Below are 24,308 nucleotides of genomic sequence, written 5' to 3' on the forward strand. Positions count from 1 at the left end.
ATCAGCAAGCCATCTATATATAATAAAGAATAGAGATGAACACTTTCATGCTTAGAAAAATATTCATCTCCACCTTAATATTTATTTATTCAATCAATCTTGTGGATGGATTTCTGTAGCCTTCAACATCTCGGCAACTTCTGCATTGATACGGTCGGCAAACGCTTCCATCGTCATGGTAGCCTGCTCGCCACCACCCTGCTTACGCATAGAAACAAGACCTTCGGCAGCTTCTTGCTCGCCCACGATGACCATATAAGGCACGCGTTTCAACTCGTTGTCACGAATCTTGCGGCCTATCTTCTCGTTACGGTCGTCAATCGTAGCACGCACACCCTGTCCGTCAAGGTATTTAGCCACCTTCTTGGCGTAATCATTATACTTTTCAGAGATAGGAAGGATAGCCACCTGATCGGGTGTCAACCACAATGGGAAATGACCAGCAGTATGCTCGATGAGCACAGCAGAGAAGCGTTCCAAACTGCCAAATGGCGCACGGTGAATCATCACAGGAGTCTTCTTGGTGTTGTCATCGTCGGTATACTCCAACTTGAAACGCTCCGGCAAATTGTAGTCTACCTGAATTGTACCCAACTGCCAGCGACGACCGATGGCATCTTTCACCATAAAGTCAAGCTTAGGACCATAGAATGCAGCCTCACCATATTCTATCTTGGCATTCAACCCTTTCTCCTCGCAAGCTTCCTTGATAGCGTTCTCGCTCTCTTCCCACACCTTGGTAGAACCGATATACTTCTCGTGGTCGTTAGGATCGCGCAGAGAAATCTGGGCTTCAAAGTTGTCAAAGTTGAATATCTTGAATACCGTCTGGATAATATCCATTACACGTAAGAACTCGCTCTTCACTTGGTCGGGACGACAGAAAATATGGGCATCGTCCTGAGTGAACGAACGCACACGTGTCAGACCGTGCAACTCGCCGCTCTTCTCATAGCGATATACGGTACCAAACTCTGCTATACGCAGCGGTAGGTCTTTGTATGAACGTGGCTTCCAAGCGAATACTTCGCAGTGGTGAGGACAGTTCATAGGTTTCAACATGTATTCCTCGTCCTCTTCCGGCGTATGGATAGGCTGGAAACTATCCTTGCCATAGTGTGCATAGTGACCTGAAGTCACATACAAATTCTTTGAACCAATATGCGGAGTAATAACCTCTTGATAGCCGAAACGCTTCTGAATCTTGCGCAACATATCCTGCAAACGCAAGCGAAGTTCTGTTCCCTTCGGCAACCAAATAGGCAAACCTTTGCCTACACGCTCCGAGAACATGAAGAGTTCCATCTCCTTTCCTATCTTACGATGGTCGCGCTTCTTGGCCTCCTCTATCATTGCCAGATACTCGTCGAGCATCTTCTTCTTCGGGAATGTGATACCATAGATACGTGTCATCTGCTCGCGCTTGGCGTCACCACGCCAAAATGCGCCGGCAACACTCGTAATCTTGATAGCCTTGATAGCCCCCGTAGACATCAAGTGCGGGCCACGACAGAGGTCGGTAAACTTACCTTGAGTATAAGTAGAGATGGTACCGTCTTTCAAGTCTAGGTCTATGTGCTCGCATTTATACTCCTGTCCATCGGCCTTGAATTCTTTCAGAGCGTCAGCCTTTGATATATCTTTGCGAACTACAGCCTCGTCTTGCTTAGCCAGTTCCTTCATCTTCGCTTCAATCTTGGGGAAATCAGACTCACTAATGACGTCGCCTTCCTTCGGCATCACGTCATAGAAGAATCCGTTTTCGATGGCAGGACCAAAACCAAATTGTATACCGGGATAGAGTTCCTGCAATGCTTCCGCCAACAAATGGGCAGAGGTATGCCAAAATGTGTGCTTGCCTTCTTCGTCCTCAAACTTATAGAGGGCAATGGTAGCGTCCTCATTGATAGGACGATTCAATTCTACTGTTTCGCCATTAACCCCGCAAGATACAACGTCACGGGCGAGAGCAGGCGAAATACTCTCTGCGATTTGATAACCGGTGACACCCTGTTCGTACTCACGTACAGTGCCATCGGGGAATGTGATTTTTACCATAACAAATTAGCATTTTCGTTTTAATCCTTGCAAAAATAGCATTTTATTTTGTAACGGAATAATTTTTATCCTTTTTTCATGTGTCCGACGGCTCACTGCAGGGGCTTTCCAGCAATGCTGCATCACCTTTTCAGTATTCTTGCATAGTCGAGGCAGCGATGTTGCCAAGCCTTTGCAGTGGGACAGTTGACAAGTTAACGAGGTGACAAGTAGACAAATTATGAGTGAGAAATGATGAGTTCAGAATGAGAAGAGAGCGACAGTAGAGACGGAAAATTTTCCGTCTCCCAAACAAACGATACTAATTATCAGCACACAAAACCATAGGAGACGGTGTACATACGACCTTTTACAAAGCCAGTACAAAGACTTCTACTCGCTCGTTTGGGCGAATACAATTCACCCAAACATTTCCAAAAGTCCTCACTACAAATCACACGCCTTTCTCCCGCATGCGTTTCAGATAAGTTTGTAAGAACTCATTTACTCCCTCTTTCGTCTCAAACTGTTCATTCCACAGACCTATCTTCTCTAACAATCCATCCGCCTTATATTCGTTATCAAACTTGAATTGCAACTCTTCGGCTGTAATTGGAACCACCAGATAATGTACAACACTCTTGCCGGTAGGCAAATTGGTGACACAGAATTCTTCTGGTGGCATACACAATACGGCTGCCGAGAAAGTCGTATTCGGCGCCAAAGGCCGACCATCTTCATTCGACATGCTATGCCCATAGCCTATCCAACAACCATCTTGCAGCGGCATACGTGCAAAATCTTTGAGCAATCGTATCGGCCAATAGTTGTTCTCGTCTTGAAACACAGCTTCATCTTCCTCACTAAGCATCAATTTCCAGTCGGCTGGAAGATACATCATGAGTTCCGCGCGTTCGGGCTGTCCGTCGTCTTTTTCTTCCTCCGACAAAGGCATACGATATGCACCAAGCCCCGACGTACACAACTTATAATACGGGCGATACTCGGTTGGCCGGTACACCATAATGTCTAAATGAATGTCATCAGACACTATCTCATGATAAACGAATGCGTTCTCTTCCTTTTCCTCATCTGTCATATCACTTTCGTCGGCCAAGAACATTCTGTCTAGCGACCTATCCAGTGCTTCCATTTCATCTTGTTGGTAAGTGTAAGAAAGAAGGCTAGGACCTTCCACCAAGGCTCTTTTCCATAGCGCCAACACGTTTTTCACATCTTCATCCACTTCATCCATGCTAAGAACCAGCGATGGAACATGGTGCTTTTGAGTTACTATCACCATATTTTGAAAGGTTCGCACGCATTTGATATGATCCCACCGATAACGCAAGTAACGAATAACTATTCTGTCTGCACGTCCCGATAGACAATTAATCCTCTCACCATCCACGCTGATACCGTTTATACCATCAGGAAGTTTGTACGTAGCTCCTTTGTATATCTGCACATGTTTCGCGAGCACATAGACTTTAATGCCTAACCAGCAAATGAATAAGACGAGGATATGAACATAACCTTGTCCCATGGCTAGCAAACCAAAGAGGAACAATAAAAATAAATTCTGCCCTATTTTATTACAAAAATCTTCCACTATGAGTGCTAAAAGATAGTCTTTCAAGGTAGCTGGATGATTGTAACAAGCATCTCGACACTGCGTCGTGTCAATCGTTTCATCGCGCAAAAGTTTCTTAGCGTTATAATACATAGGCCAATATTTAAATTAGATTGCGCTCACAAAGATAGCATAAAACAGGTAAAAAAAAATAACAACATTACTTTTTTATATGTTTAACACCCCCTATTACACTACCAATAACAGTATAAATTGAAAAAAAAGTTCTTTTATTTTGTCATTCTGTTTAGTTCTGCTAACTTTGCATAAGTTAGGCTATAGTCGGCCATTTGCGAACAAGTTCACATGCCCCTCATTAGCACTAACTTTGCCAAAACAAAAGCTTTATACAATATTAATTAATGGAAGAAACAACAAAACTGGTAGAGACAATCACCAAGGGTATACAAGAAAAAAAAGGAGAGAACATCACTATCGTCGATTTAAAGGGTATCGACGGTGCTATAACCAAATATTTCATTATCTGCCAAGGTAATTCTCCTGCACAGATTGAGGCCATAACCGAATCCATCGGCGACATGGCACGCATCGATTTGGGCGAGAAACCCGTCAATGTGGTGGGGTTGGGAACCGACCAATGGGTTGCCATGGACTACGTAGATGTACTGGTACACGTGTTCTTACCAGAAGCTCGACAGTTCTACGATCTTGAGAATCTGTGGCAAGATGCCAAACTGACCAACATTCCTAACCTCGATTAAGACTGGCACGATATTTGATATTTGAGTTTCCATTCATCAAATCAATTCATTATGAACAATAGAACTTCGCCTAACGGCAACAACAATAACGACCCAAAGATGCCCCGATTCAACATGAATTGGCTCTATGGGCTGATTATCTTTGCCGTGGCTCTCTTCCTTCTTAGCGGAGGTGGGAACTCGATAGCTAGCAATAGCGGGGCAACACAAAAGGCAACTTATGCCAAATTCAAGGAATACGTCATCAAAGGTTACGCTAGTAACATCGTCATCAACACCGACAAGAAGACTCTAAAGATGTATGTAAAGTCAAAAAACATACGCGACGTTTTCCAAATGAGCGCTCAGCAGACAGGCGCCAAGCCCTCTGTCGACGTAGAATTTGGCTCAACCGATAAACTGGAAGAGTTCTTAACTTACGAGCAAAAGCAAGGTAAATTCGTAGATTTCAGCTACGAGAACGAGAAAAGCAATGGGCTTCTCAACATGCTCTTCAGCACCCTTGTGCCCATAGCTCTCTTCTTTGGTTTGTGGTTCTTAATCATGCGACGCATGGGCGGTGGCGGTGCTGCCGGCGGAAATGTGTTCAGCGTGGGCAAGAGCAAGGCTAAAATGTACGAAAAAGGCAATGACCTAGGCATCACATTCAAGGATGTTGCCGGACAAGCCGGAGCCAAACAAGAGGTTCAAGAGATTGTAGAATTCTTGAAAAACCCGGCTAAATACACCGAATTAGGTGGTAAAATACCTAAGGGAGCATTGCTCGTTGGACCTCCGGGAACAGGAAAGACGCTGTTGGCTAAGGCTGTTGCAGGCGAAGCCGGTGTTCCTTTCTTCTCGATGAGTGGCTCGGATTTCGTTGAAATGTTTGTGGGTGTAGGAGCCAGCAGAGTGCGCGATGTGTTCCATCAAGCTAAAGAAAAAGCTCCTTGCATCATCTTTATCGACGAAATAGATGCTGTAGGTCGTGCCCGTAGCAAGAATCCATCAATGGGTGGAAACGACGAACGCGAAAACACACTCAACGCTCTTCTGACCGAGATGGACGGATTCGGAACCAATAGCGGAGTCATTGTATTGGCCGCAACCAACCGTGCCGACATGCTCGACAAGGCTCTACTGCGTGCCGGTCGTTTCGATAGACAGATCAATGTAGACCTACCCGACTTACAAGAACGACGCGAAATATTCCAAGTTCATCTTCGTCCTATCAAGACAGATAAGACTGTTGACATCGATTTCTTGTCTCGTCAGACTCCCGGTTTTTCAGGTGCCGACATCGCAAACGTATGTAACGAGGCTGCATTGATAGCTGCCCGACACAATAATACTTATGTAGGAAAACAGGATTTCTTAGACGCTGTAGACCGTATCATTGGTGGTTTGGAGAAGAAAACCAAAGTTATGACAGCTGCAGAGAAGCGTTCCATCGCCCTACATGAGGCTGGACATGCCACCGTTTCATGGTTCTGCGAGCATGCCAATCCACTTGTTAAGGTGAGCATCGTGCCACGTGGACAGGCTTTGGGAGCCGCTTGGTATCTGCCGGAAGAGCGCCAAATCACAACCAAAGAGCAGATGCTCGATGAGATGTGTGCCTTGTTGGGTGGCCGAGCTGCCGAAGAACTCTTCACCGGACATATCTCTACGGGTGCAATGAACGATTTGGAACGGGCCACCAAAAGCTCGTATGGCATGATAGCCTATGCCGGTATGAGCGACCGATTGCCCAATATATGCTATTATAATAACCAAGAATATCAGTTCCAACGCCCTTACTCAGATACGACGGCAAAGATTATCGACGATGAAGTGCTGAAGATGATTAACGAACAATACGCTCGTGCCAAGCAGATATTGACCGAACATAAAGATGGTCATAACCAGTTGGCCGACCTACTTGTCAAGCGTGAGGTTATCTACGTGGAAGATGTGGAAGAGATTTTCGGCAAACGTCCGTGGGTAAGTCGCTCGCAGGAGATTATCAACGAGAACGAAGCGAATGCTCCAAAGCTCGAAGATATGCCCGAAGAAGTAAAGCAAGCAGAGGCTGAACACCAGCAGAAGCTAGTCGAAGAAAAAGAAAGTTAAGACTAAAAATAACAACTATGTCTGACAAAATGAAGAATCTAATAGTACGCTCGATAACGGGCGTGCTATTTGTCGTTATCATGGTGGTGTGCTTTTTCACCCCTCGTGCCATGGTATTTCTATTTGCTTTGATTACCGGATTGACCCTTTGGGAGTACACCGGACTCGTCAATGCACGTAAAAACGTACAAGTGAATCGATTTATATCGACCGTTGCCGGCGTCTACTTCTTCTTAGCTGTAGCCGGTTATCGCACAGGTATCGTCACCAACTTTATCGTCTTCGTACCCTATCTGCTGACGATTATCTACTTATTCATCAGCAATATGTACCTCAAGACGAAAGACCCCATCAACGACTGGGCCTATACCATGCTCGGACAGATGTACATAGCGTTACCATTCTCCATGATTAACATTCTGGCTTTCGAGTCTACAGCAGCTGACGGAAACGCTATTGCCTACGACATGCTGCTTCCTCTCTCCGTATTCATATTCCTATGGACCAACGACACAGGCGCTTATTGCTCCGGTTCGCTGCTGGGTAAGCACAAACTCTTCCCACGAATAAGCCCTGCCAAAAGCTGGGAAGGTAGCATAGGCGGTGGTATCTTGGTGCTGATAGTGGCTGCTATCATCGGCTATTATGCCAACCAAGGCGATACACCTCATACCCTTGGTATTGCCGGATGGATGGGATTAGGACTCGTTGTCGTGTTCTTCGGTACATGGGGCGACCTTGTTGAAAGCCTCTTCAAGCGCACACTTGGCATTAAAGACAGTGGCAATATCTTGCCGGGACACGGTGGAATGCTCGACCGTTTCGACTCTTCGCTCATGGCAATCCCTGCTGCTGTCGTCTACTTATATACACTAACACTACTTTAAAACAAACTCATTCAAACCATGAAAAGAATCTTACTCGCCTTCATAGGCGTGTTTTTGGCATGTCATATCCATGCCGCGCCGCCCGTCAAACGCTGGGGACAGTTGCAAGTCAAGGGGTCACAACTATGCAATCAAGCCGGTGAACCCATCTCATTAAGAGGCGTCAGTTACGGTTGGCACAATCTTTGGCCACGCTTCTACAACGAAAAAAGCTTGAAATGGTTGGTCAAAGACTGGAATGTCTCGGTGGTACGAGCAGCTATGGGCATCCAGATTGACAACAACTATCTAGACAATCCGGAGCTGGCCATGAAGTGTATGACGCCCATTATAGAAGGAGCTATCAAGAACAACATCTACGTTATCATCGACTGGCACGCTCATACGATGCACACACAAGCCGCCGTTGACTTCTTCAGTAAGATGGCGCAGAAGTATGGAAAGCATTCCAACATCATCTACGAACTGTATAACGAACCTGTGGAAGACTCTTGGGAAAACTTAAAAGAATACGCCCAAACCATCATCCGCGCTATTCGACAGCACGACCCGGACAATATTATCTTGATGGGATGCCCCCATTGGGATCAAGATATTCACCTTGTGGCTGCCAGTCCACTACAGGGAGTCAGCAATGTGATGTACACACTCCACTTCTATGCCGCAACTCACAAGGAATATTTGCGCCAACGAATGGTCGATGCTCTCAATACCGGCCTGCCTATCTTCGTTTCTGAATGTGCAGGAATGGAAGCATCGGGCGACGGGCCACTCAATATGGCTGAATGGCAGAAGTGGATTGACCTGATGGAAAGCAAGAAAATAAGTTGGGTCAACTGGTCTATCTCTGATAAGAAAGAAACTTGTTCAATGCTACTTCCTAGTGCTTCGTCTACCGGAAAATGGAAAGATACCGACCTAAACGAGTCGGGTAAACTTGTCAGAAAGTTTATTAGGCAATATAATCGATAACGTACAACTATTAAAAAAGCGTGCTCCCTCACACCGAGAGAGTACGCTTTTTTGATACTACTACCGTATATACCGCGCTTCTAATAAGAGAATTTCACACCTGCGAAGAAGCAACGTGGTTGTCCCGGACCATAGATATATCCCGAATCACGTCCCCATCCACGGTCGAAATCGCGTTGATAATCGTTCGTAATATTCTGAATGCCGGCATTCACTTCCATCTTCATATAAGCAGTAAGCGGCCATTCGTATGCCACTTTGGTGTTCAGAGTAAAGAAAGTTGGTGTCTGTACCGCTTCAGCAGCTACTTTTTTGCCATTCTCCAAAGTATGGGCGGCATGACCAACCAACATTGTCCCGGTGTAATTACCCGACAACGAGAGCGTCAATCGGCGTACAGGATGGAGCGATGCCGTGAAATACCCGTAGGTAGAGGGCGTGCGCAACATCTTCTTTACCTTAGGAGCAGCCTCGTCCCACTCTGTCAATTCGTCGTAAAGGCTACGTTGTAAGGTCAAACCTGCTTGAAAATCAAACCACCGACTCATGGCCACTTTCCCTTCAAAGTTTAGTCCAAATACCTTAGCACCACTACCATTGTAGCGTTCCTGCAAACTGTTTCCTTCACTATCCTTCTTTTCCAGATTGCGCAAAGCAAACACATCACGCAGCATTGTATAGAATCCTTCCACCAAGAAGTTGGTCTGCACATTGCCGAAATTGTGGTATAGGTCGGCCGAAAGACTGAAACTATGCGAGCGTTCCTCCTTGAGATTAGCCGCCAACTGTGTCATCACACGTTCACCACCGGCATAGCCTACATGCAAATCTTCATCAAATGCCTGTGGCGCACGGAATCCTCCGGCATACCCTATACGCAGACTGACAGCCTGCGAAGGATTATATCGCACATTGACACGCGGACTAAAGATGGCATGACGAATCATGGAATGCTTATCAAGTCGACCGCCTACAAGTAATGTCCAAGCCTCATTGCGCCATTCGTTTTGCACATAACCGCTATAGATACGTACCTTTTGCTCCAACAAATGATTATAGCCATTGATCTCATCCTTTAATCCATCGTAATGATACTCCCCTCCTAAGGTGAGATGAGCAGGCATAAAGCCCAGCTTAGCGAACGAATGGACATATTGACCACCCAACACATAGGTGAAATCACGCGTACGTCCGTAGGCTTTCAGAGCCGTTTCCACATCGTCGGGGGTACCCTCTGCAATACCGCCATAGTAACTTTTACGCTGCGTGGTGCCGAAAGAGAAATATGCTTTCACACGGTCGGCAGCACTACGCGAGATGAAATCATAGCTCAAATTACCACCATTCACGTTGTGGTCTAACTGTTCGGTGATGTTCGACTCATGCGGTGCACGCTCCAAATGATTGCCACCACGTCGGAACTCACCTATATGGTGCAGTTGCAAACGCAACTTGGAATAGGCATTGAGTTTATAAAAAGCATTCAAACCGAGCGTCTCATTACGCAGATTGGGTAGTTCGGTATATCCGTCACCATCATGATCGTAGCCCGGACGATAGTGGTATTGCGTGTAAGCAGACAACCCAGTCTTGCCATCTTCCGATACAATGGAGAGATTAGCCGTGGTATTGTTTTCTATACGTCCACTCTTCCCATTAATAGAAGTCAATGTATGAGCCACTTCAGCGGAGTTTCTCAATGGCTCACGTGTAATAATATTGATCGTACCACCTATAGCCGATGCCCCATACAGAGCAGAACCGCCACCTCTTACCACCTCTACACGTTCAATCATAGAAGCCGGTATCTGTTCAAGCCCATACACACCGTTGAGCGAAGAGAACGTAGGCCGCGAGTCGATAAGTATCTGTGAGTAGTGACCATCTAACCCGTTGATACGCACTTGTGAGAATCCACAGTTCTGACAGTTGTCTTCCGTGCGTACACCGGGCTGGAAATTCAGTCCTTGAGCCATACACATGGCATTGGTAGTCTTAAAGATTTTCGAGTCAATGACATTTACCAAGTTAGGTGCTTCGCGCCGTAATGTCTGCGTACGGTTGGCAGTTGTCACCACCTCGTCGAGCGAAATAGCATCTTCTTCGAGCGAGAAATTAAGTTCGGAAGAAACATTCTTCTTTGTCGTCACTTCCATCACAGCCGTCCGATAGCCCACCATCGTCACTTCTATTTGACAGAGTCTGAGTGGCAGGTTCTTCAAAAAGTAATGTCCTGTGGCATCGGTAGCCGTCTCTAAGGTAGTTCCTTTCACCACCACATGGGCATAAGGCAAGTGTTCACCGGTCTTCCTATCGACTACATGTCCATATACATTGGCTTCGGTTTTACTCGGTGGAGTGTCTGTTTCGGCATTCATGGGCAATAAGAATCCCATCAATGCCATACATAAAAATAAGCGTAATTTTCCTATCATACTTTAGTTTTATTTTGAGTTAAAATGAATTATAGGGGTAACTTGCTGCAAAGTTACTCCTATAGGTCCTGCTCTGCAATACTTAAAACTAGGCATTCTGCCCCATCATGATTTATCATGACCGACCGCCCCGTCGCTTTTCGTCCTCAATCTTATTCACTTTACGAAGTCGTATCCCCAACTTCTAACCACACACAAACCTATTTACTTACTCGCCTACTTGTCAACTACCAGACTGCAAAGGCTTGGCAGTTTTGCTGTCTCGGCTTCGCAGCATTGCTGAAACATCGAGGCAGCAATGTTGCGGAGCCTTTGCAGGATGTTGAGGGTAAAGAGTTTGAAAGTTAATTAATAAGTAAATGAGCAGACAAGTAGGCGAGTTAAAAATGGGAAGGTAGGAGTTTAGAAGTTAGTGGAAGTTGTGCCAAATGCTCACAACCACTTATGTGTCTCCGTTTTTCAGTCTAAATGCATAAAAACAAAGTACCTTCCGGCACCTTTGGCATACTACCTAAATGCTCTCATACGAACATCAATGCCGAGTCCGCTCGCAGCTTTCCGGATAGCGGTGGTATCGGTTGCCCCATAATGATAGGGATAAAGTACCTTCGGACGAATCATCCGAGCTGCCTCACGGAACTGCTTTAAATCGAGCGCCTGCGTATAATCGCATGGCAAAAAGGCAATGTCTATATCCTTCACACCACGCATTTCGGGCGTCAACTCCGTATCACCGGCAATATAAATACGGAATCCGTCAAGGTCGAGGATATAACCATTGGCCACGCCTTTGGGCGCATGACGACGCTTATCTTTCGTGATATTGTAAGCCGCAAGGGCAAAAACTGTCACATCGTCGTCCAACTCTGCCTTGAAACCATTACGCATCAGCACACAATGAGAATAAATTGTGGTCTTAGCAAGTTTGTTCATACAGCGCAAAGGCAACAGAATGTTGGTCGTATTCTTGGTCAGAAGGGCAATGGCATAGGGATCGAAGTGGTCTAAATGTTCATTGGTGACGATGATAAAATCAGCTTTAGGCTTATCGGTATAGTCGATAATGGGGCGTGAGTAACTGCTCACGGGGTCTACCTCGTACTCCAAACCACGGAAATTAATCTGAATGCTGGCATGCTTAATGGGCGTGATAACTACCTTCTCACCCTTGCGTGTGTAATAGGTATCACGCAATTTAGCTTCTTCACGTGCATTGCACGATACTAGGAGAACTATCAGCAAACCAACGAACCAACGCATACGCCCTACCCTTTCTTGCTTAATAAGTCGACCATGATGCGTGCAGCATTGTCCGGAGCCACCGTATCGCCAAGCTTACGGTGTACTTCTTCGTAACCTTCTAGCATCAGACTACGGTCTTTGCTATCAGCAAGAAGGGGTTCCAAGTGGCTCTTGATATTTGCCACAAAGAATCTATCGGCCAACAATTCGGGAACCACTTCTCTATCGGCTATCAAGTTGACCAAACTTATGAACGGTACCTTGATGATGTGATTGAACGCAAAACGAATGAGACGAGGCACCGGTGTCTCGTAGCAAACCACTTGCGGCACACGGAAAAGAGCTGTTTCGAGCGTGGCAGTACCACTGGTAACAAGGGCCGCAGAGGCATGAGCCAACAGCGCAAAGGTCTCATTCTTGACCATGTGAACGTCGCAACCACTCACATACTGCACATAATAATCATCGTCTATAGACGGAGCGCCGGCCAAAACAAGTTGGTATCCATACGCTTCGGCCAAAGGACGAGAAGCCTCTATCATGGCCGGTAAGTTGTCTTTTATCTCTTGTTTACGACTGCCGGCAAGCAAAGCGATGATAGGTTTACTCTCTTCCAAATGATGACGAGCGCAAAATTCGACTTTTGTCTCGTGATAATCTGTTAAGAACAGACGTACCTCATCGGCCGTAGGATTGCCCACATAATGGATGGGATAATGATGCTTTTGCTCAAAGAACGGAATCTCAAAGGGCAAAATAGAGAACAGTTCGTCTACATCCCGGCGTATAGACTTGATTCGCCACTCCTTCCAAGCCCATATTTTCGGTGAGATATAGTAATAAACAGGTATATCGGTATGGGCATGAAGAAACTTGGCTATATTGAGATTGAAGCCCGGATAATCCACCAAGATAACCACATCAGGTTTCCACTGAACAATATCCTGCTTACAGAAAGCCATATTCCGGAAGATGGTACGTAGATGGAGCAACACCGGAATGAACCCCATATAAGCCAATTCACGATAATGCTTGACACGCATTCCACCCACTGCCGACATCAACTCGCCCCCGAAGAAGCGGAATTGCGCCTCCGGGTCTATGTTTTGTAGCGATTTCATGAGATGAGAAGCATGCAAATCGCCGCTGGCTTCGCCTACAATGAGATAGTATTTCATATTTTCTTTTTAAAGGAGTTTGGGAAGTTAAGAAGGAAGTTAATGGGAGATAGAATTGGAGTAAATGGAAGTTAGGCAGAAGTTAACGGAAGTTATCAGATAATAGTCCATAATTTATAAGCTATAAAACATTTGTCCATTAACTCCCGTATCTCCCTTATAACTCCTGTTAACTTCCTTCTTATCTCCCATTAACTCCAGTTCTAACTCCTTACTTCTCCTACAACTCCCAGTTATTCACTTCTTTCACAAACTCATGAGCAGTGACATCCATCTGCGTAGGAGTAATAGCTACATAGTTATGAGCCAATGCCCAATAGTCGGTATCTGCAGCTTCTGGCTCGTCACAGTGGTACTCTCCCACCATCCAGAAGTAATCGAAATCACGCGGATGCCGCTCTTTGACCACCTCATTAATCCAGCGACCATAAGCCATACGGCATGCTTTAATACCATTAAAAGTATTACCTGCGGGGAAGTTCACATTCAGACAGATGCCTTTGGGAAGTCCCTCGGACAATACCTTTTGTACAATGCGTTGTACATACGGTGTCAATGGAGTCAAATCGGCATTCACATCGTAGTCGCAACTAGAGAAGGCTATAGACGGAATATACTTCATACACCCCTCCATGGCAGCTCCCATAGTACCGGAATAATGCGTGTTGACCGACGAATTGTCACCATGATTGATGCCACTCAAGATGAGGTCAGGACGGCGATCTTGGCAAAGCTGGTCGAGAGCTAGCTTCACACAATCCACCGGTGTACCATTACACGACCATACTTCAGTATTCGGCATATTGTGACGTGGCTTCAAACGTAGCGGAGTCGTGACCGAGAAAGCACCCGAAAAACCAGAACGTCCTGATTCAGGAGCAACCACCAAGACATCGGCAAAGTCACTAACCATCGCTACTAAACTCTTGATACCATTGGCATGATAACCATCATCGTTTGAAATTAATATAAAGGGTTTCTTCATTTATCTTATAATAATGTTGAATTCTCTACAAAAGTAGCAAAAAAAGGAGTAAAATACGGCCTTTTCAATGAATTATTGTAACTTTGCAACTAAAACCGTAACGACAACAGCAATAACAAATGGGAAAAATAATCGCATTAGCTAATCAAAAAGGCGGAGTGGGAAAAACCACTACAACTATCAACTTGGCGGCCTCATTGGCGACCATGGAAAAGAGCGTGCTAGTTGTAGATGCCGACCCACAAGCCAATGCTTCCAGTGGATTAGGCGTGGATATAAAAGAGGTGGAATGCTCTCTCTATGAGTGTATCATCGACCATGCCGACGTACGCGATGCCATCTACACAACAGATATAGACGGTCTGGATATTATCCCCAGCCACATCGACCTTGTCGGTGCAGAGATAGAGATGCTCAATCTGGAAAGTCGCGAGAAAGTACTCAAAAAACTTCTTGAGCCCATTAGAAGCGAATATGACTACATCTTGATAGACTGTAGCCCGTCTCTAGGGCTCATTACGGTGAACGCTCTTACGGCAGCCGACTCTGTTATCATCCCTGTTCAATGCGAATACTTTGCCTTGGAGGGTATCAGCAAGTTGCTCAATACCATCAAGATTATCAAAAGCAAGTTGAATCCGAAGTTGGAAATCGAAGGATTCTTGTTGACCATGTACGACAGTCGTCTGCGTTTGGCCAACCAAATATACGACGAAGTGAAGCGCCACTTCCAAGAATTGGTATTCAAAACCGTCATTCAGCGCAATGTAAAACTAAGCGAAAGTCCTAGTCATGGCCTCCCTGTGATACTTTACGACGCCGATTCTACCGGTAGCAAGAACCACTTGGCATTGGCCAAAGAGATTATCAATAAGAATAAGTAATGTGAGTTTCTGAGTTTTTGAGTCCATAAGTTCTTGATCAAAACATCCCGCTTATATAGTCAAAAACTCATTAACTTATCAACTAAAGAACTCATCAAGCACTATGGCAGTACGCAAAAAATATAATAACCTAGGAAGAGGACTCGACCAAATAGGCAGAGGACTGGATGCACTAATATCCACAGAAGGAGTAAGTACTCAAGGTTCGTCGACTATCAACGAGATTCCTATCGAACAAATAGAGGCAAATCCAAATCAACCTCGCCGCGAATTCGACCAAGAAGCATTGCAGGAACTGGCAGCAAGTATCCGTGAAATAGGCATCATCCAACCTATCACGCTACGTCAAACTGCTGAAAATCATTTCCAAATCATTGCCGGCGAACGTCGTTGGCGTGCTTCACAATTGGCCGGACTGACCGCTATTCCAGCCTATATTCGCAAGATTAGCGATGAGAACGTGATGGAAATGGCATTGGTGGAAAACATACAACGCGAAGATTTAAACTCCATTGAGATTGCTTTGGCCTATGAACATCTGATGGAAGGAAGCGGTATGACCCAAGAAAAGGTATCAGAACGTGTGGGCAAAAGCCGTACGGCAATTGCCAATTATCTGCGTCTTCTTAAGCTTCCGGCACAAGTTCAGATGGCATTACAGAAGAAAGAAATCGACATGGGACATGCTAGGGCACTGCTCGCTATCGATAGCCCATCACTCCAAATCAAACTTTTTAAGGAGGTACAAAAGAACGGTTACTCTGTCCGACAGGTCGAAGAGATGGTTCAACATCTCAAGAATGGCGACGATATAGAGAGCGGGCGGAAGAAGATTATAGCTAAAAGACAACTTCCGGAAGAGTTCGGTATCTTGAAAAAGCGACTTTCCACTTTCCTCAACACGAAAGTTCAGCTCACTTGTTCTTCTAAAGGGAAGGGCAAAATCAGTATCCCTTTTGCCAATGAAGAAGAACTAGAGCGTATCATGAACATCTTCGATAAACTGAAAGATTAAGCCTACGTGAAAGGTTTGACTCACATATTGTTCACTGCGTTGGTCATGTTATCGCCTTTATCGGGACGTGCCCAGTACTCAATGCCGCAAGATACCACAACCATTAAGATATCCCAAGCATTAACACATAAGGACAGTCTCGCTTTGAAATCGACTGATAGCATGACTCTTAAAAAGCCAAAAAGAGACTGGACGACATGGCGACCTAGTCCGAAACGAGCACTTTGGCTGGCCTTGGTGATGCCCGGAGCCGGACAGATATATAACCGTAAGTTTTGGAAACTACCTATTATATATGGTGGAATGGTCGGTTGTGCTTACGCTATCAATTGGAACAACCAAATGTATAAGGACTATGCCAAAGCATACCTAGACTTGATGGATGACGATCCAAATACACAAAGCTACAACGATTTTCTGCATTTAGGAGCTAAGATAAACTCTTCGAACATATCTACCTATCAGAATCTGTTCAAAAAACGTAAAGACAGGTTTCGCAGATGGCGTGATTTGAGCATCTTCGTATTGATAGGTGTGTATGCTCTCTCCGTCATTGACGCTTATGTTGATGCCTCTCTTTCTGAGTTTGATATATCCAACGACCTCAGTTTAAGAGTGACACCCACCATCATAAACAATCAGACAGAGCGCAATCCATTTAAAGCCGGTGCAGTAGGATTGAACTGTAGCCTGAACTTTTAAATAAGAAACAAAAGAATGAAAAAACTTTATCTACTCGTTATCACTATGATGTTCGGTGGGATTTGCAGCATGCAAGCCCAATCAAATGATGACAACGAAATCACAGTGACAGACGCGCAAGGGAAGAATGAAGTAATAGAACTCCCCGAAGCTATGACCCAAGAGCTGGACAGTCTGCTCCATCTCTATAATTCAAAGGCCTACTTGAGAATTGATACAAGCTGTAACATGCCCGACATCAATCCTATGTACGATCGCAAAGTGTACAAGGAACGCCTCAGCAAGTTGCCAACTATCATCGAAATGCCATACAATGATGTGGTTCAGAAGTTCATTGATCGCTATAGCGGACACCTCCGTCGCTCTGTAGCCTTTATGCTTGGAGCACAGAATTTCTACATGCCTATCTTCGAACAGGCACTGGAAAGCTACGGTCTTCCATTGGAATTGAAATATCTACCGGTCATAGAATCAGCCTTAAATCCGCTTGCTGTGTCGCGTGTAGGTGCTACCGGACTATGGCAATTCATGTTAAGAACAGCCAAACGGTATAATCTTGAAGTCAATTCTTTGGTCGATGAGCGTCGCGATCCCGTCAAAGCATCGTATGCAGCAGCCCACTATCTGAAAGACTTATACGACATCTATGGTGATTGGAATCTTGTCATTGCCGCCTATAATTGTGGTCCCGACAAAATTAGCAAAGCCATGCACCGTGCCAAGCATAATGACTACTGGCAAATATATCCCTATCTTCCACAAGAAACTAGAGGATATGTACCGGCTTTCATAGCCGCCAATTACATCATGAACTACTATTGCGACCACAACATCTGTCCTATGACGACCGATTTACCGGGCAAGACAGACACCGTAATGGTAAACCGTGATATTCATTTTGAGCAACTATCACACGTTCTAGGTATCAGCATTGATCAGATACAAGAGCTGAATCCGCAATATCGTCGCAACATTATCAATGGCAGCAATGGCTTAACCGCACTCCGTCTACCCTCTGCTAAGATTACAGAGTTCATCGATAACGAGAAAGCTGTCTATGCTTACGGGCCTGACGATTTGGCTATGAAGCGTAAAGAAGTGGCTGTCAACGACGACATACCATCTTATCGACCAAGCAAAAGCTACAGTCATCGCAGTTCATCATCATCACGTCGCCACAAAAGAGAGAAGAGAAGCCGTGGCAAGAGTATTACCATTCGCCAAGGAGACACGCTCTCTGAAATCGCAGCACGCAACGGTACGACCGTTAAAAAACTGAAGAAGCTGAACAAAATTTCCGGTAATAGCATCCGCGCCGGAAAGAAGATAAAAGTGAAATAAGAACCTTTAACCGATACCATCCTATGGACGAGCATACTTTGAAAGAGCAAAACCGCGAACTAGCGGACAATCAATTGATTAATGATGCGTTCCAACATCTACTAGATACCTACTTGGCTTCACGCCATAGGAAGAAGGTTGACATCATTACCAAGGCATTCAATTTTGCCCGTCAGGCTCATAAAGGAGTGCGACGACTCTCCGGTGAGCCTTACATCATGCATCCTATAGCCGTCGCACAAGTTGCTTGCGAAGAGATGGGGTTAGGTTCTACAAGTATCTGTTCGGCTCTACTCCACGATGTTGTAGAAGATACCGACTACACAGTAGAGGACATTGAGAATATGTTTGGGCCTAAGATAGCCCAAATTGTAGACGGTTTGACAAAAATTAGCGGTGGTATCTTTGGTGACAAAGCATCTGCTCAGGCAGAGAATTTCAAAAAGCTTCTGCTCACCATGAGCGACGATATTCGCGTCATCTTGATTAAGATATGCGACCGTCTACACAATATGCGAACGCTGGATAGCCAACCTGCCAACAAGCAATACAAGATAGCAGGCGAGACTATGTACATCTATGCCCCGCTGGCTAACCGACTTGGCCTCAACAAAATCAAGACAGAGCTCGAAGATCTCAGCTTCCGTTACGAACATCCGGAGGAATATGCCAAGATAGAACGGAAACTTGCTGCCACCGAAGCACAGCGCGATACACTGTTCGCTCAGTTCACTAGTCCCATCAAAGAGGCTTTGGATAAGATGGGAGTTCAATACGAAATCAAAGCAAGAGTGAAGAGTCCTTATTCTATTTGGAATAAGATGCAAAACAAACACGTCACTTTCGACGAAATCTACGACATTCTTGCCGTTCGCGTTATCTTCACTCCGAAATCACGAAACAACGAAATCAACGAATGCTTCAACATCTATGTAGCCCTCAGTCAGATATATAAGAGCCATCCGGATCGTCTGCGCGACTGGCTTAACCATCCCAAAGCAAATGGCTATCAAGCACTCCACGTGACGCTGATGAGCAAACAAGGCCGATGGATTGAGGTACAGATACGTAGCGATCGTATGAATGAAGTGGCCGAACAAGGTTTCGCCGCCCATTGGAAATACAAGGAAGGGGGCGAGTACACAGAAGACGAAGGCGAACTTAACGACTGGCTTCGCACCATCAAAGAGATTCTTGACGACCCACAACCCGATGCGATGGACTTTCTTGATGCCATCAAACTCAATCTGTTTGCATCAGAAATCTTCGTATTCACGCCCAAAGGAGAGATTAAAACGATGCCCGCCGGCTGTACGGCTCTCGACTTTGCTTTCCAAATCCATACATTCTTAGGTAGTCATTGCATCGGTGCCAAAGTCAACCACAAGCTTGTACCGCTCAGTCATAAGCTGCAAAGTGGCGACCAAGTAGAAATACTGACAAGCAAAGCACAGCATGTTCAACCTTCGTGGATTAACTTTGTGTCTACCGCTAAAGCCCGTGCCAAGGTACAAGCCATCCTCCGTCGCGATGAACGAGCATTACAAAAGAAAGGTGAGGAACTACTCAACATTTGGCTACAGCAGAACGATATGCAGATGTCGGCATCTATTGTAGCTAAACTCTGCGATGTTCATGACGTCCAAAAACCTGAGAGTTTCTTTCAAGCACTGGCCGAAAAGAAAATCATTCTTGAAGCCAAAGACTTGGACGGGCTTATGGGTAAGCCCAAGAAAGAATCCACATCGCTGGGCTGGCGTAAATACGTTCCATTCTTAGGACATAATAAAAAAGAAGATAAAACTGCCGAAAAGAAGCCGGAGACATTTATTGTAGGCAAAGACTTCAACCGCAAGAAGCCGCTCATTATCAATGAAGACAACATCAGAACGTTTATCTTCCCCAGTTGCTGTCATCCCATTCCCGGCGACGATACGCTCGGCTATATCGACAATAAGGGACAGATAGAGATACATCGTCGCAACTGTCCGATTGCAAGCAAGTTGAAAACGAGCTACGGCAACCGCATCCTTGCCACCCAATGGGACATGCACGACCAGATGTTCTTCGATGCAATCATCGAATTACACGGTATTGATCGCAAGGGAATGCTACACGATGTCGCTGAAATCATATCCGGTAAGATGGATATTAATATCCACAGAGTCACTGTCACTAGCAACGATGGCATCTTCGATGGCGTCATTGAAGTACGTGTACACAACCGTAATGAGGTACGAGAAATCGTTGCCAACCTCCGGCAAATAGCCGATATGCAAGAAGTACAATACATCAAATAAACACAAACACCTTATTCCATGAAACACAGCCGACTACTGTTGGCATCCATTCTTGCCATTTGCTGCTCGCTACATTTGCAAGCCCAATCTATCGATACCGTCAACGTAGCGCAATTTGGTGCTCGCGCCAATAGTTTTGAGAATTGTACCAAAGCGCTTCGACAGGCTATCGAATACTGTCGTACACACCATGTCAAAGTGCTTACATTTGAGAATGGGCGCTACGATTTATGGCCTGAAGGAGCACAACGACGCGATTTCTACATCAGCAACACCTCTTCCGAGATAGAATGTCCGTCGAAAACCAAGGTCATTGGCTTGTTACTCGACAGCCTCCAAAACCTGACCATCGAGGGCAATGGAGCCACTCTCATGTATCATGGCAAGATGACGATGCTCTCCACTTGGCACAGTAGCGAAATCAAACTCCATAATCTGCATTTCGATTTTGAGCGTCCGGGCGGTTCAGAACTCACCTACATAAAGCAAGACAATGACGGTGTGGTACTCAAACTGCATCCCGACAGTCGTTACACCATCATCAACCATCGCCTACAACTCGTTGGTGAAGGTTGGCGTAGCAATCGCAACCATTGCATAGAGTACAGTCCTGAGACTCAACACTTCCAATATACCAATGATTTCAACAAGATTCTAGCTCATTCAGACGTTGAGGAAATCAGTTCCGGTATCCTAAAATTCCACACACCATCAACTTTCCAACCTCAAATAGGTAACACCCTCACCGTGCGCGACATCATCCGCGATCAAGTGGGAATGTTCCTTGCGTATAGCCGTAATATTACTTTGCAGAACGTATATGTACACTATATGCACGGGTTGGGTATCGTAAGTCAGTTCACACGAGACATTACAATGGACAGCGTGTACTGTGAACCACGCGAAGATAGTGGACGATTGCTGGCTTCTTCGGCCGACTTCATGCATTTCTCAGGCTGTGCCGGCAAAATAACCGTTACCAATTGTCGCTATGCCGGAGCCCAAGACGACTGCATCAACGTGCATGGAACCAACCTACGCATCATCCGTAAATTCGATAACCGCACCTTAGAACTACACTTCATGCATCCACAAACCTACGGCTTCGAGGCCTTCTTTCCCGGCGATACGGTCTATTTCGTCCGGGCAGCAAGAATGTTGCGCTACAGTCAATGCACTGTAAAAGCTGTAAAAGCATTGAATCCAAGAACCATACAGCTCGTTCTCAACCGCGACATCCCAACAGATATAGAACTCAATCACGACTGTATTGAGAATTTTACATGGACGCCCGAAGTCGAGATTCGAGACAACTTTTTCACGCGTACCAGTACGCGTGGCGTGCTAGTCACCACCCCTCGTAAAGCCGTTATTGCTAATAATACATTCTTGAAAACCGGTATGAGTGCCATACTTATAGAGGGCGACGCCGAAGGATGGTTTGAATCAGGTCCTGTAACCGATGTTCTCATCAAGGGAAACACTTTTATCGATTGCGGATTCAATGCCAATCCGGAGCGTGCTACCATCGCCATCAACCCGTCAAACAAGATAATCGACCCGAAATTCCCGGTTCACAAGAACATTCGTATCATCGGCAATACCTTTGAGCAGAGTGGCAATCCCATACTATATGCCAAGAGTGTGGCCGGTCTCAAACTGAAAAACAATACCATCAAGTGGCTCACTCCCCTACCCAAAGACAAGAAAGAGATAATCATTGCTAGGAAAAGTAAGTAGTCGACAAAAGTATATAAAAACACTTTACAACATCTTTACCACATCATCAGGATAGAGGATATTGCATTCCCCACTATCCAAAGGTTGCTCACGCAAAAATAAACATAACACAATCTTCTTCTTTTTAGCAAAAGGAAGAAGTAATATTTTACGTTGCAGTTCGGCTAATAAGCGACTGGAATAATCTGCTTTATTCCATTTACATTCTCCTATGAGCAGATATTTTTTATCTACACTCTCTGCAACAATATCAAATTCCAACTGCTCAGACTCTCCTTTTTCATTGATAACTTTTCCCCACCAGCGGCGTGCCATCTGCCACTCATGACCAAATAACACATTACCAGACACGGCAAGAAGACAAAGACGTTCCCATAAATGCCCGATATGGTCATTAAATTGAGCATCCACCATCGCTTTTACCCGTTCATTTCTGCCAATTGCTATCAATGATTTGTTAGGTGCGACAAACCTATAATAAAACTCTAGAAACGGATCTGCTATCCGATAAAGCGTTTTCTTGGTTTTACGCTCTGACTCTCCAAATGGCACTTCTTTGCAAATATATGCCATATCCGTTAAGTTTTTTAAAGGCGTGCTAAGCTCCGTAGTTTTTCTTCCGACCGCATCTGATAACCTTGAAAACTGGCAAAAGCCACGTCCCAATGCTGTCATTATGGAAGCATAAAGCTGAGTATTTCCTTCTTCATCCATAAAAAGAGAAGCAGGTTCATCGTATAACACACCATTTGAATCAAATATCAGGCGTCTAAGTGCATCTTCAAAACTATCTTCATCTTCACGTAATTCCCAATATCTTGGTACACCTCCCCACACACCATACTCTTTAATGGCCTGTACTGCCGTCAAATCAAAAGTCTGCTTCCAGTAACCTAATCCTATCGGTTGAAGTACCATGCGTTCATGAGCACGACCATATAAAGGCTCAGATGCATCTAACATCAGCCTTTGCATCATTCTTTGTGATGAGCCACATATAATAAGATTAAAGTTAAGGTCCTTTGAATCAATCATTTTTTGCAATGTAGAAGGAAGTGATTTGCACGAACTTACTAGATATGGAAACTCATCTAGCACCAGCGTAGTGCCTTTTTGGCAGAGTTGATTAAAAGTCATCAGCAAGTTTTCCCACGAATCAAAGCTCATACCGAGAAATACAGGATAGATACTTGCTATTACATTCTGTAGTAATAGTATTTGCACTGTCATCTCATTCTTTTCCGCCATATAGTAAACGTCCTTGTCCGTCAACACCTGTTTGATAAGGGTTGATTTCCCCAAACGTCTCCGTCCATATATTACGATAAAACTACTATGTGGCTTCTCTAATTGTCTGCGCAAACGGGCTTGTTCATCTACTCTATCAACAAAATCCATAATAATTATTTTAAAAATGATTATTTCAAAAATGTTTTCACAAAAATACAAGATATTATTGACTTTATCAAGTTTTTCTTAAAGTAATCTTGTCGCATGAATGCTTTTTTATTTCTCTTTATATCTGCCTATCACTACATTATAAACTAATAATATGAAATTACTGCAACACTGCTTCAGTATTACTGCCAAGTCATTTCAGCATCGCTGCAAAAGCCAAACAGCAATGTTGCCTCGCCCCTGCAGTCTGGTAGTAGACAAACTAACAAGTAGATAACTTGATGAGTTTGCACACAAAAAGTGAGAAATAAAAAGTGGAGAGTAAGGAGTTTTAAAAGCTAAGTGTATTAAATTACTATGAAAAACAAATGGTTTGGCTCAATCAGACCAAACCATCCATATGGCGTTTGAGTTCTTTTAATTGGTCGCGTACAGACATCAGAGACTCCAATACCTCGGCAGTCTTCTCTACACCCTGCCTGTTTTCATTCAACATCTTACGAGCGGCAGCAAGCTTAAAGCCCCTCACCTTCACAAGATTGTAGATAATCTTAACCTGCTCTATGTCTTTTTCGGTATATTGACGCACCTTAGTTGCCGACTGAGTCTTAGGACGTAGGCGCGGAAACTCGGTTTCCCAATACCGCAATGTACTCTCATTGATGTCGAACATCTGTGCTACTTCTTTGATAGAGTAATACAGCTTAAGATTCTTATTTAGATTCAGTGCCATGCTTTTAGGTGTC

The 24,308-nt window shown here is 44.8% G+C and carries 18 protein-coding genes and 1 pseudogene; 11 read left to right on the plus strand and 8 right to left on the minus strand.

Translation table 11 applies throughout. The features are described from left to right. Positions 1-93 precede the first annotated feature (93 nt). Both thrS and AC1EK4_RS07150 read right to left on the minus strand, forming a co-directional pair. A complete protein-coding gene (thrS, locus tag AC1EK4_RS07145) occupies positions 94-2,058 on the minus strand; it encodes a threonine--tRNA ligase (RefSeq protein ID WP_062434434.1) in 1,965 nt (654 codons plus the stop codon). 433 nt (positions 2,059-2,491) lie between these two features. After that, positions 2,492-3,763 (minus strand): suppressor of fused domain protein, encoded by a 1,272-nt coding sequence (locus tag AC1EK4_RS07150; protein WP_062434437.1) that lies wholly within the window; start codon positions 3,761-3,763, stop codon positions 2,492-2,494. A 269-nt stretch (positions 3,764-4,032) separates the two neighbouring features. On the opposite strand from AC1EK4_RS07150, the gene rsfS reads away from it, so the two are divergent. From rsfS to AC1EK4_RS07170, 4 genes are read left to right on the plus strand one after another with little or no spacing between them, the layout of a single operon-like run. Further along, the gene (gene rsfS / locus AC1EK4_RS07155; protein ID WP_036898920.1) at positions 4,033-4,392 is read left to right on the plus strand and encodes a ribosome silencing factor; all 360 of its coding nucleotides are present in this window, start codon (positions 4,033-4,035) and stop codon (positions 4,390-4,392) included. A 51-nt stretch (positions 4,393-4,443) separates the two neighbouring features. Next, positions 4,444-6,483, plus strand: coding sequence for an ATP-dependent zinc metalloprotease FtsH (gene ftsH / locus AC1EK4_RS07160; protein WP_036898917.1), 2,040 nt, complete (start codon positions 4,444-4,446; stop codon positions 6,481-6,483). A gap of 17 nt (positions 6,484-6,500) precedes the next feature. After that, positions 6,501-7,370, plus strand: a complete 870-nt coding sequence (locus tag AC1EK4_RS07165) for a phosphatidate cytidylyltransferase (RefSeq protein WP_036898914.1) — start codon at positions 6,501-6,503, stop codon at positions 7,368-7,370. Positions 7,371-7,388: 18 nt separating this feature from the next. Next, positions 7,389-8,342: a glycoside hydrolase family 5 protein gene (locus AC1EK4_RS07170; RefSeq protein WP_036898910.1), complete on the plus strand. Its 954-nt coding sequence runs from the start codon at positions 7,389-7,391 to the stop codon at positions 8,340-8,342. Between the two features lie 80 nt (positions 8,343-8,422). On the opposite strand, the gene AC1EK4_RS07175 is transcribed toward AC1EK4_RS07170, so the two are convergent. Continuing rightward, complete coding sequence (locus tag AC1EK4_RS07175; RefSeq protein WP_480357617.1) at positions 8,423-10,777, minus strand: TonB-dependent receptor; 2,355 nt, start codon at positions 10,775-10,777, stop codon at positions 8,423-8,425. A 117-nt stretch (positions 10,778-10,894) separates the two neighbouring features. On the opposite strand from AC1EK4_RS07175, the gene AC1EK4_RS07180 reads away from it, so the two are divergent. Further along, positions 10,895-11,125, plus strand: a complete 231-nt coding sequence (locus AC1EK4_RS07180; RefSeq protein ID WP_197421740.1) for a hypothetical protein — start codon at positions 10,895-10,897, stop codon at positions 11,123-11,125. Between the two features lie 159 nt (positions 11,126-11,284). Here the strand turns inward: AC1EK4_RS07180 and AC1EK4_RS07185 are convergent, their stop codons facing one another. From AC1EK4_RS07185 to surE, 3 genes are all read right to left on the minus strand, one after another. Then, positions 11,285-12,037 carry an MBL fold metallo-hydrolase gene (locus AC1EK4_RS07185; protein ID WP_036898904.1) on the minus strand — a complete coding sequence of 251 codons (753 nt, stop codon included), beginning with the start codon at positions 12,035-12,037 and terminating at the stop codon, positions 11,285-11,287. Positions 12,038-12,042: 5 nt separating this feature from the next. Beyond that, positions 12,043-13,197 (minus strand): lipid-A-disaccharide synthase, encoded by a 1,155-nt coding sequence (gene lpxB, locus AC1EK4_RS07190; protein ID WP_480357620.1) that lies wholly within the window; start codon positions 13,195-13,197, stop codon positions 12,043-12,045. A 220-nt stretch (positions 13,198-13,417) separates the two neighbouring features. Beyond that, positions 13,418-14,182 (minus strand): 5'/3'-nucleotidase SurE, encoded by a 765-nt coding sequence (gene surE / locus AC1EK4_RS07195; protein WP_036898897.1) that lies wholly within the window; start codon positions 14,180-14,182, stop codon positions 13,418-13,420. Between the two features lie 119 nt (positions 14,183-14,301). Between surE and AC1EK4_RS07200 the strand changes: the two genes are divergently transcribed. The 6 genes and pseudogenes from AC1EK4_RS07200 to AC1EK4_RS07225 all read left to right on the plus strand — a co-directional run. Next, the gene (locus AC1EK4_RS07200) at positions 14,302-15,066 is read left to right on the plus strand and encodes a ParA family protein (RefSeq protein ID WP_036898894.1); all 765 of its coding nucleotides are present in this window, start codon (positions 14,302-14,304) and stop codon (positions 15,064-15,066) included. Positions 15,067-15,169: 103 nt separating this feature from the next. Continuing rightward, complete coding sequence (locus AC1EK4_RS07205; RefSeq protein WP_036898891.1) at positions 15,170-16,081, plus strand: ParB/RepB/Spo0J family partition protein; 912 nt, start codon at positions 15,170-15,172, stop codon at positions 16,079-16,081. 45 nt (positions 16,082-16,126) lie between these two features. Continuing rightward, positions 16,127-16,783, plus strand: a complete 657-nt coding sequence (locus AC1EK4_RS07210) for a DUF5683 domain-containing protein (protein WP_480357676.1) — start codon at positions 16,127-16,129, stop codon at positions 16,781-16,783. Between the two features lie 15 nt (positions 16,784-16,798). Further along, on the plus strand, positions 16,799-18,124 hold the full coding sequence (locus AC1EK4_RS07215) for a lytic transglycosylase domain-containing protein (RefSeq protein ID WP_036898885.1): 1,326 nt from the start codon (positions 16,799-16,801) through the stop codon (positions 18,122-18,124). A 23-nt stretch (positions 18,125-18,147) separates the two neighbouring features. Further along, positions 18,148-20,424, plus strand: coding sequence for a RelA/SpoT family protein (locus AC1EK4_RS07220; RefSeq protein ID WP_480357623.1), 2,277 nt, complete (start codon positions 18,148-18,150; stop codon positions 20,422-20,424). Positions 20,425-20,442: 18 nt separating this feature from the next. Beyond that, positions 20,443-22,101 (plus strand): annotated as a pseudogene (locus AC1EK4_RS07225) (alpha-1,3-galactosidase-related protein); the annotation flags it as partial. An 87-nt stretch (positions 22,102-22,188) separates the two neighbouring features. Here the strand turns inward: AC1EK4_RS07225 and AC1EK4_RS07230 are convergent. Next, on the minus strand, positions 22,189-23,562 hold the full coding sequence (locus tag AC1EK4_RS07230; protein ID WP_480357625.1) for an ATP-binding protein: 1,374 nt from the start codon (positions 23,560-23,562) through the stop codon (positions 22,189-22,191). A 382-nt stretch (positions 23,563-23,944) separates the two neighbouring features. After that, entirely contained in the window at positions 23,945-24,295 is a 351-nt protein-coding gene (locus AC1EK4_RS07235) for a MerR family transcriptional regulator (protein ID WP_036900900.1), read from the minus strand. Between the last annotated feature and the right edge of the window lie 13 nt (positions 24,296-24,308).

The sequence above is a fragment of the Prevotella sp. C0026C3 genome (assembly GCF_056590795.1).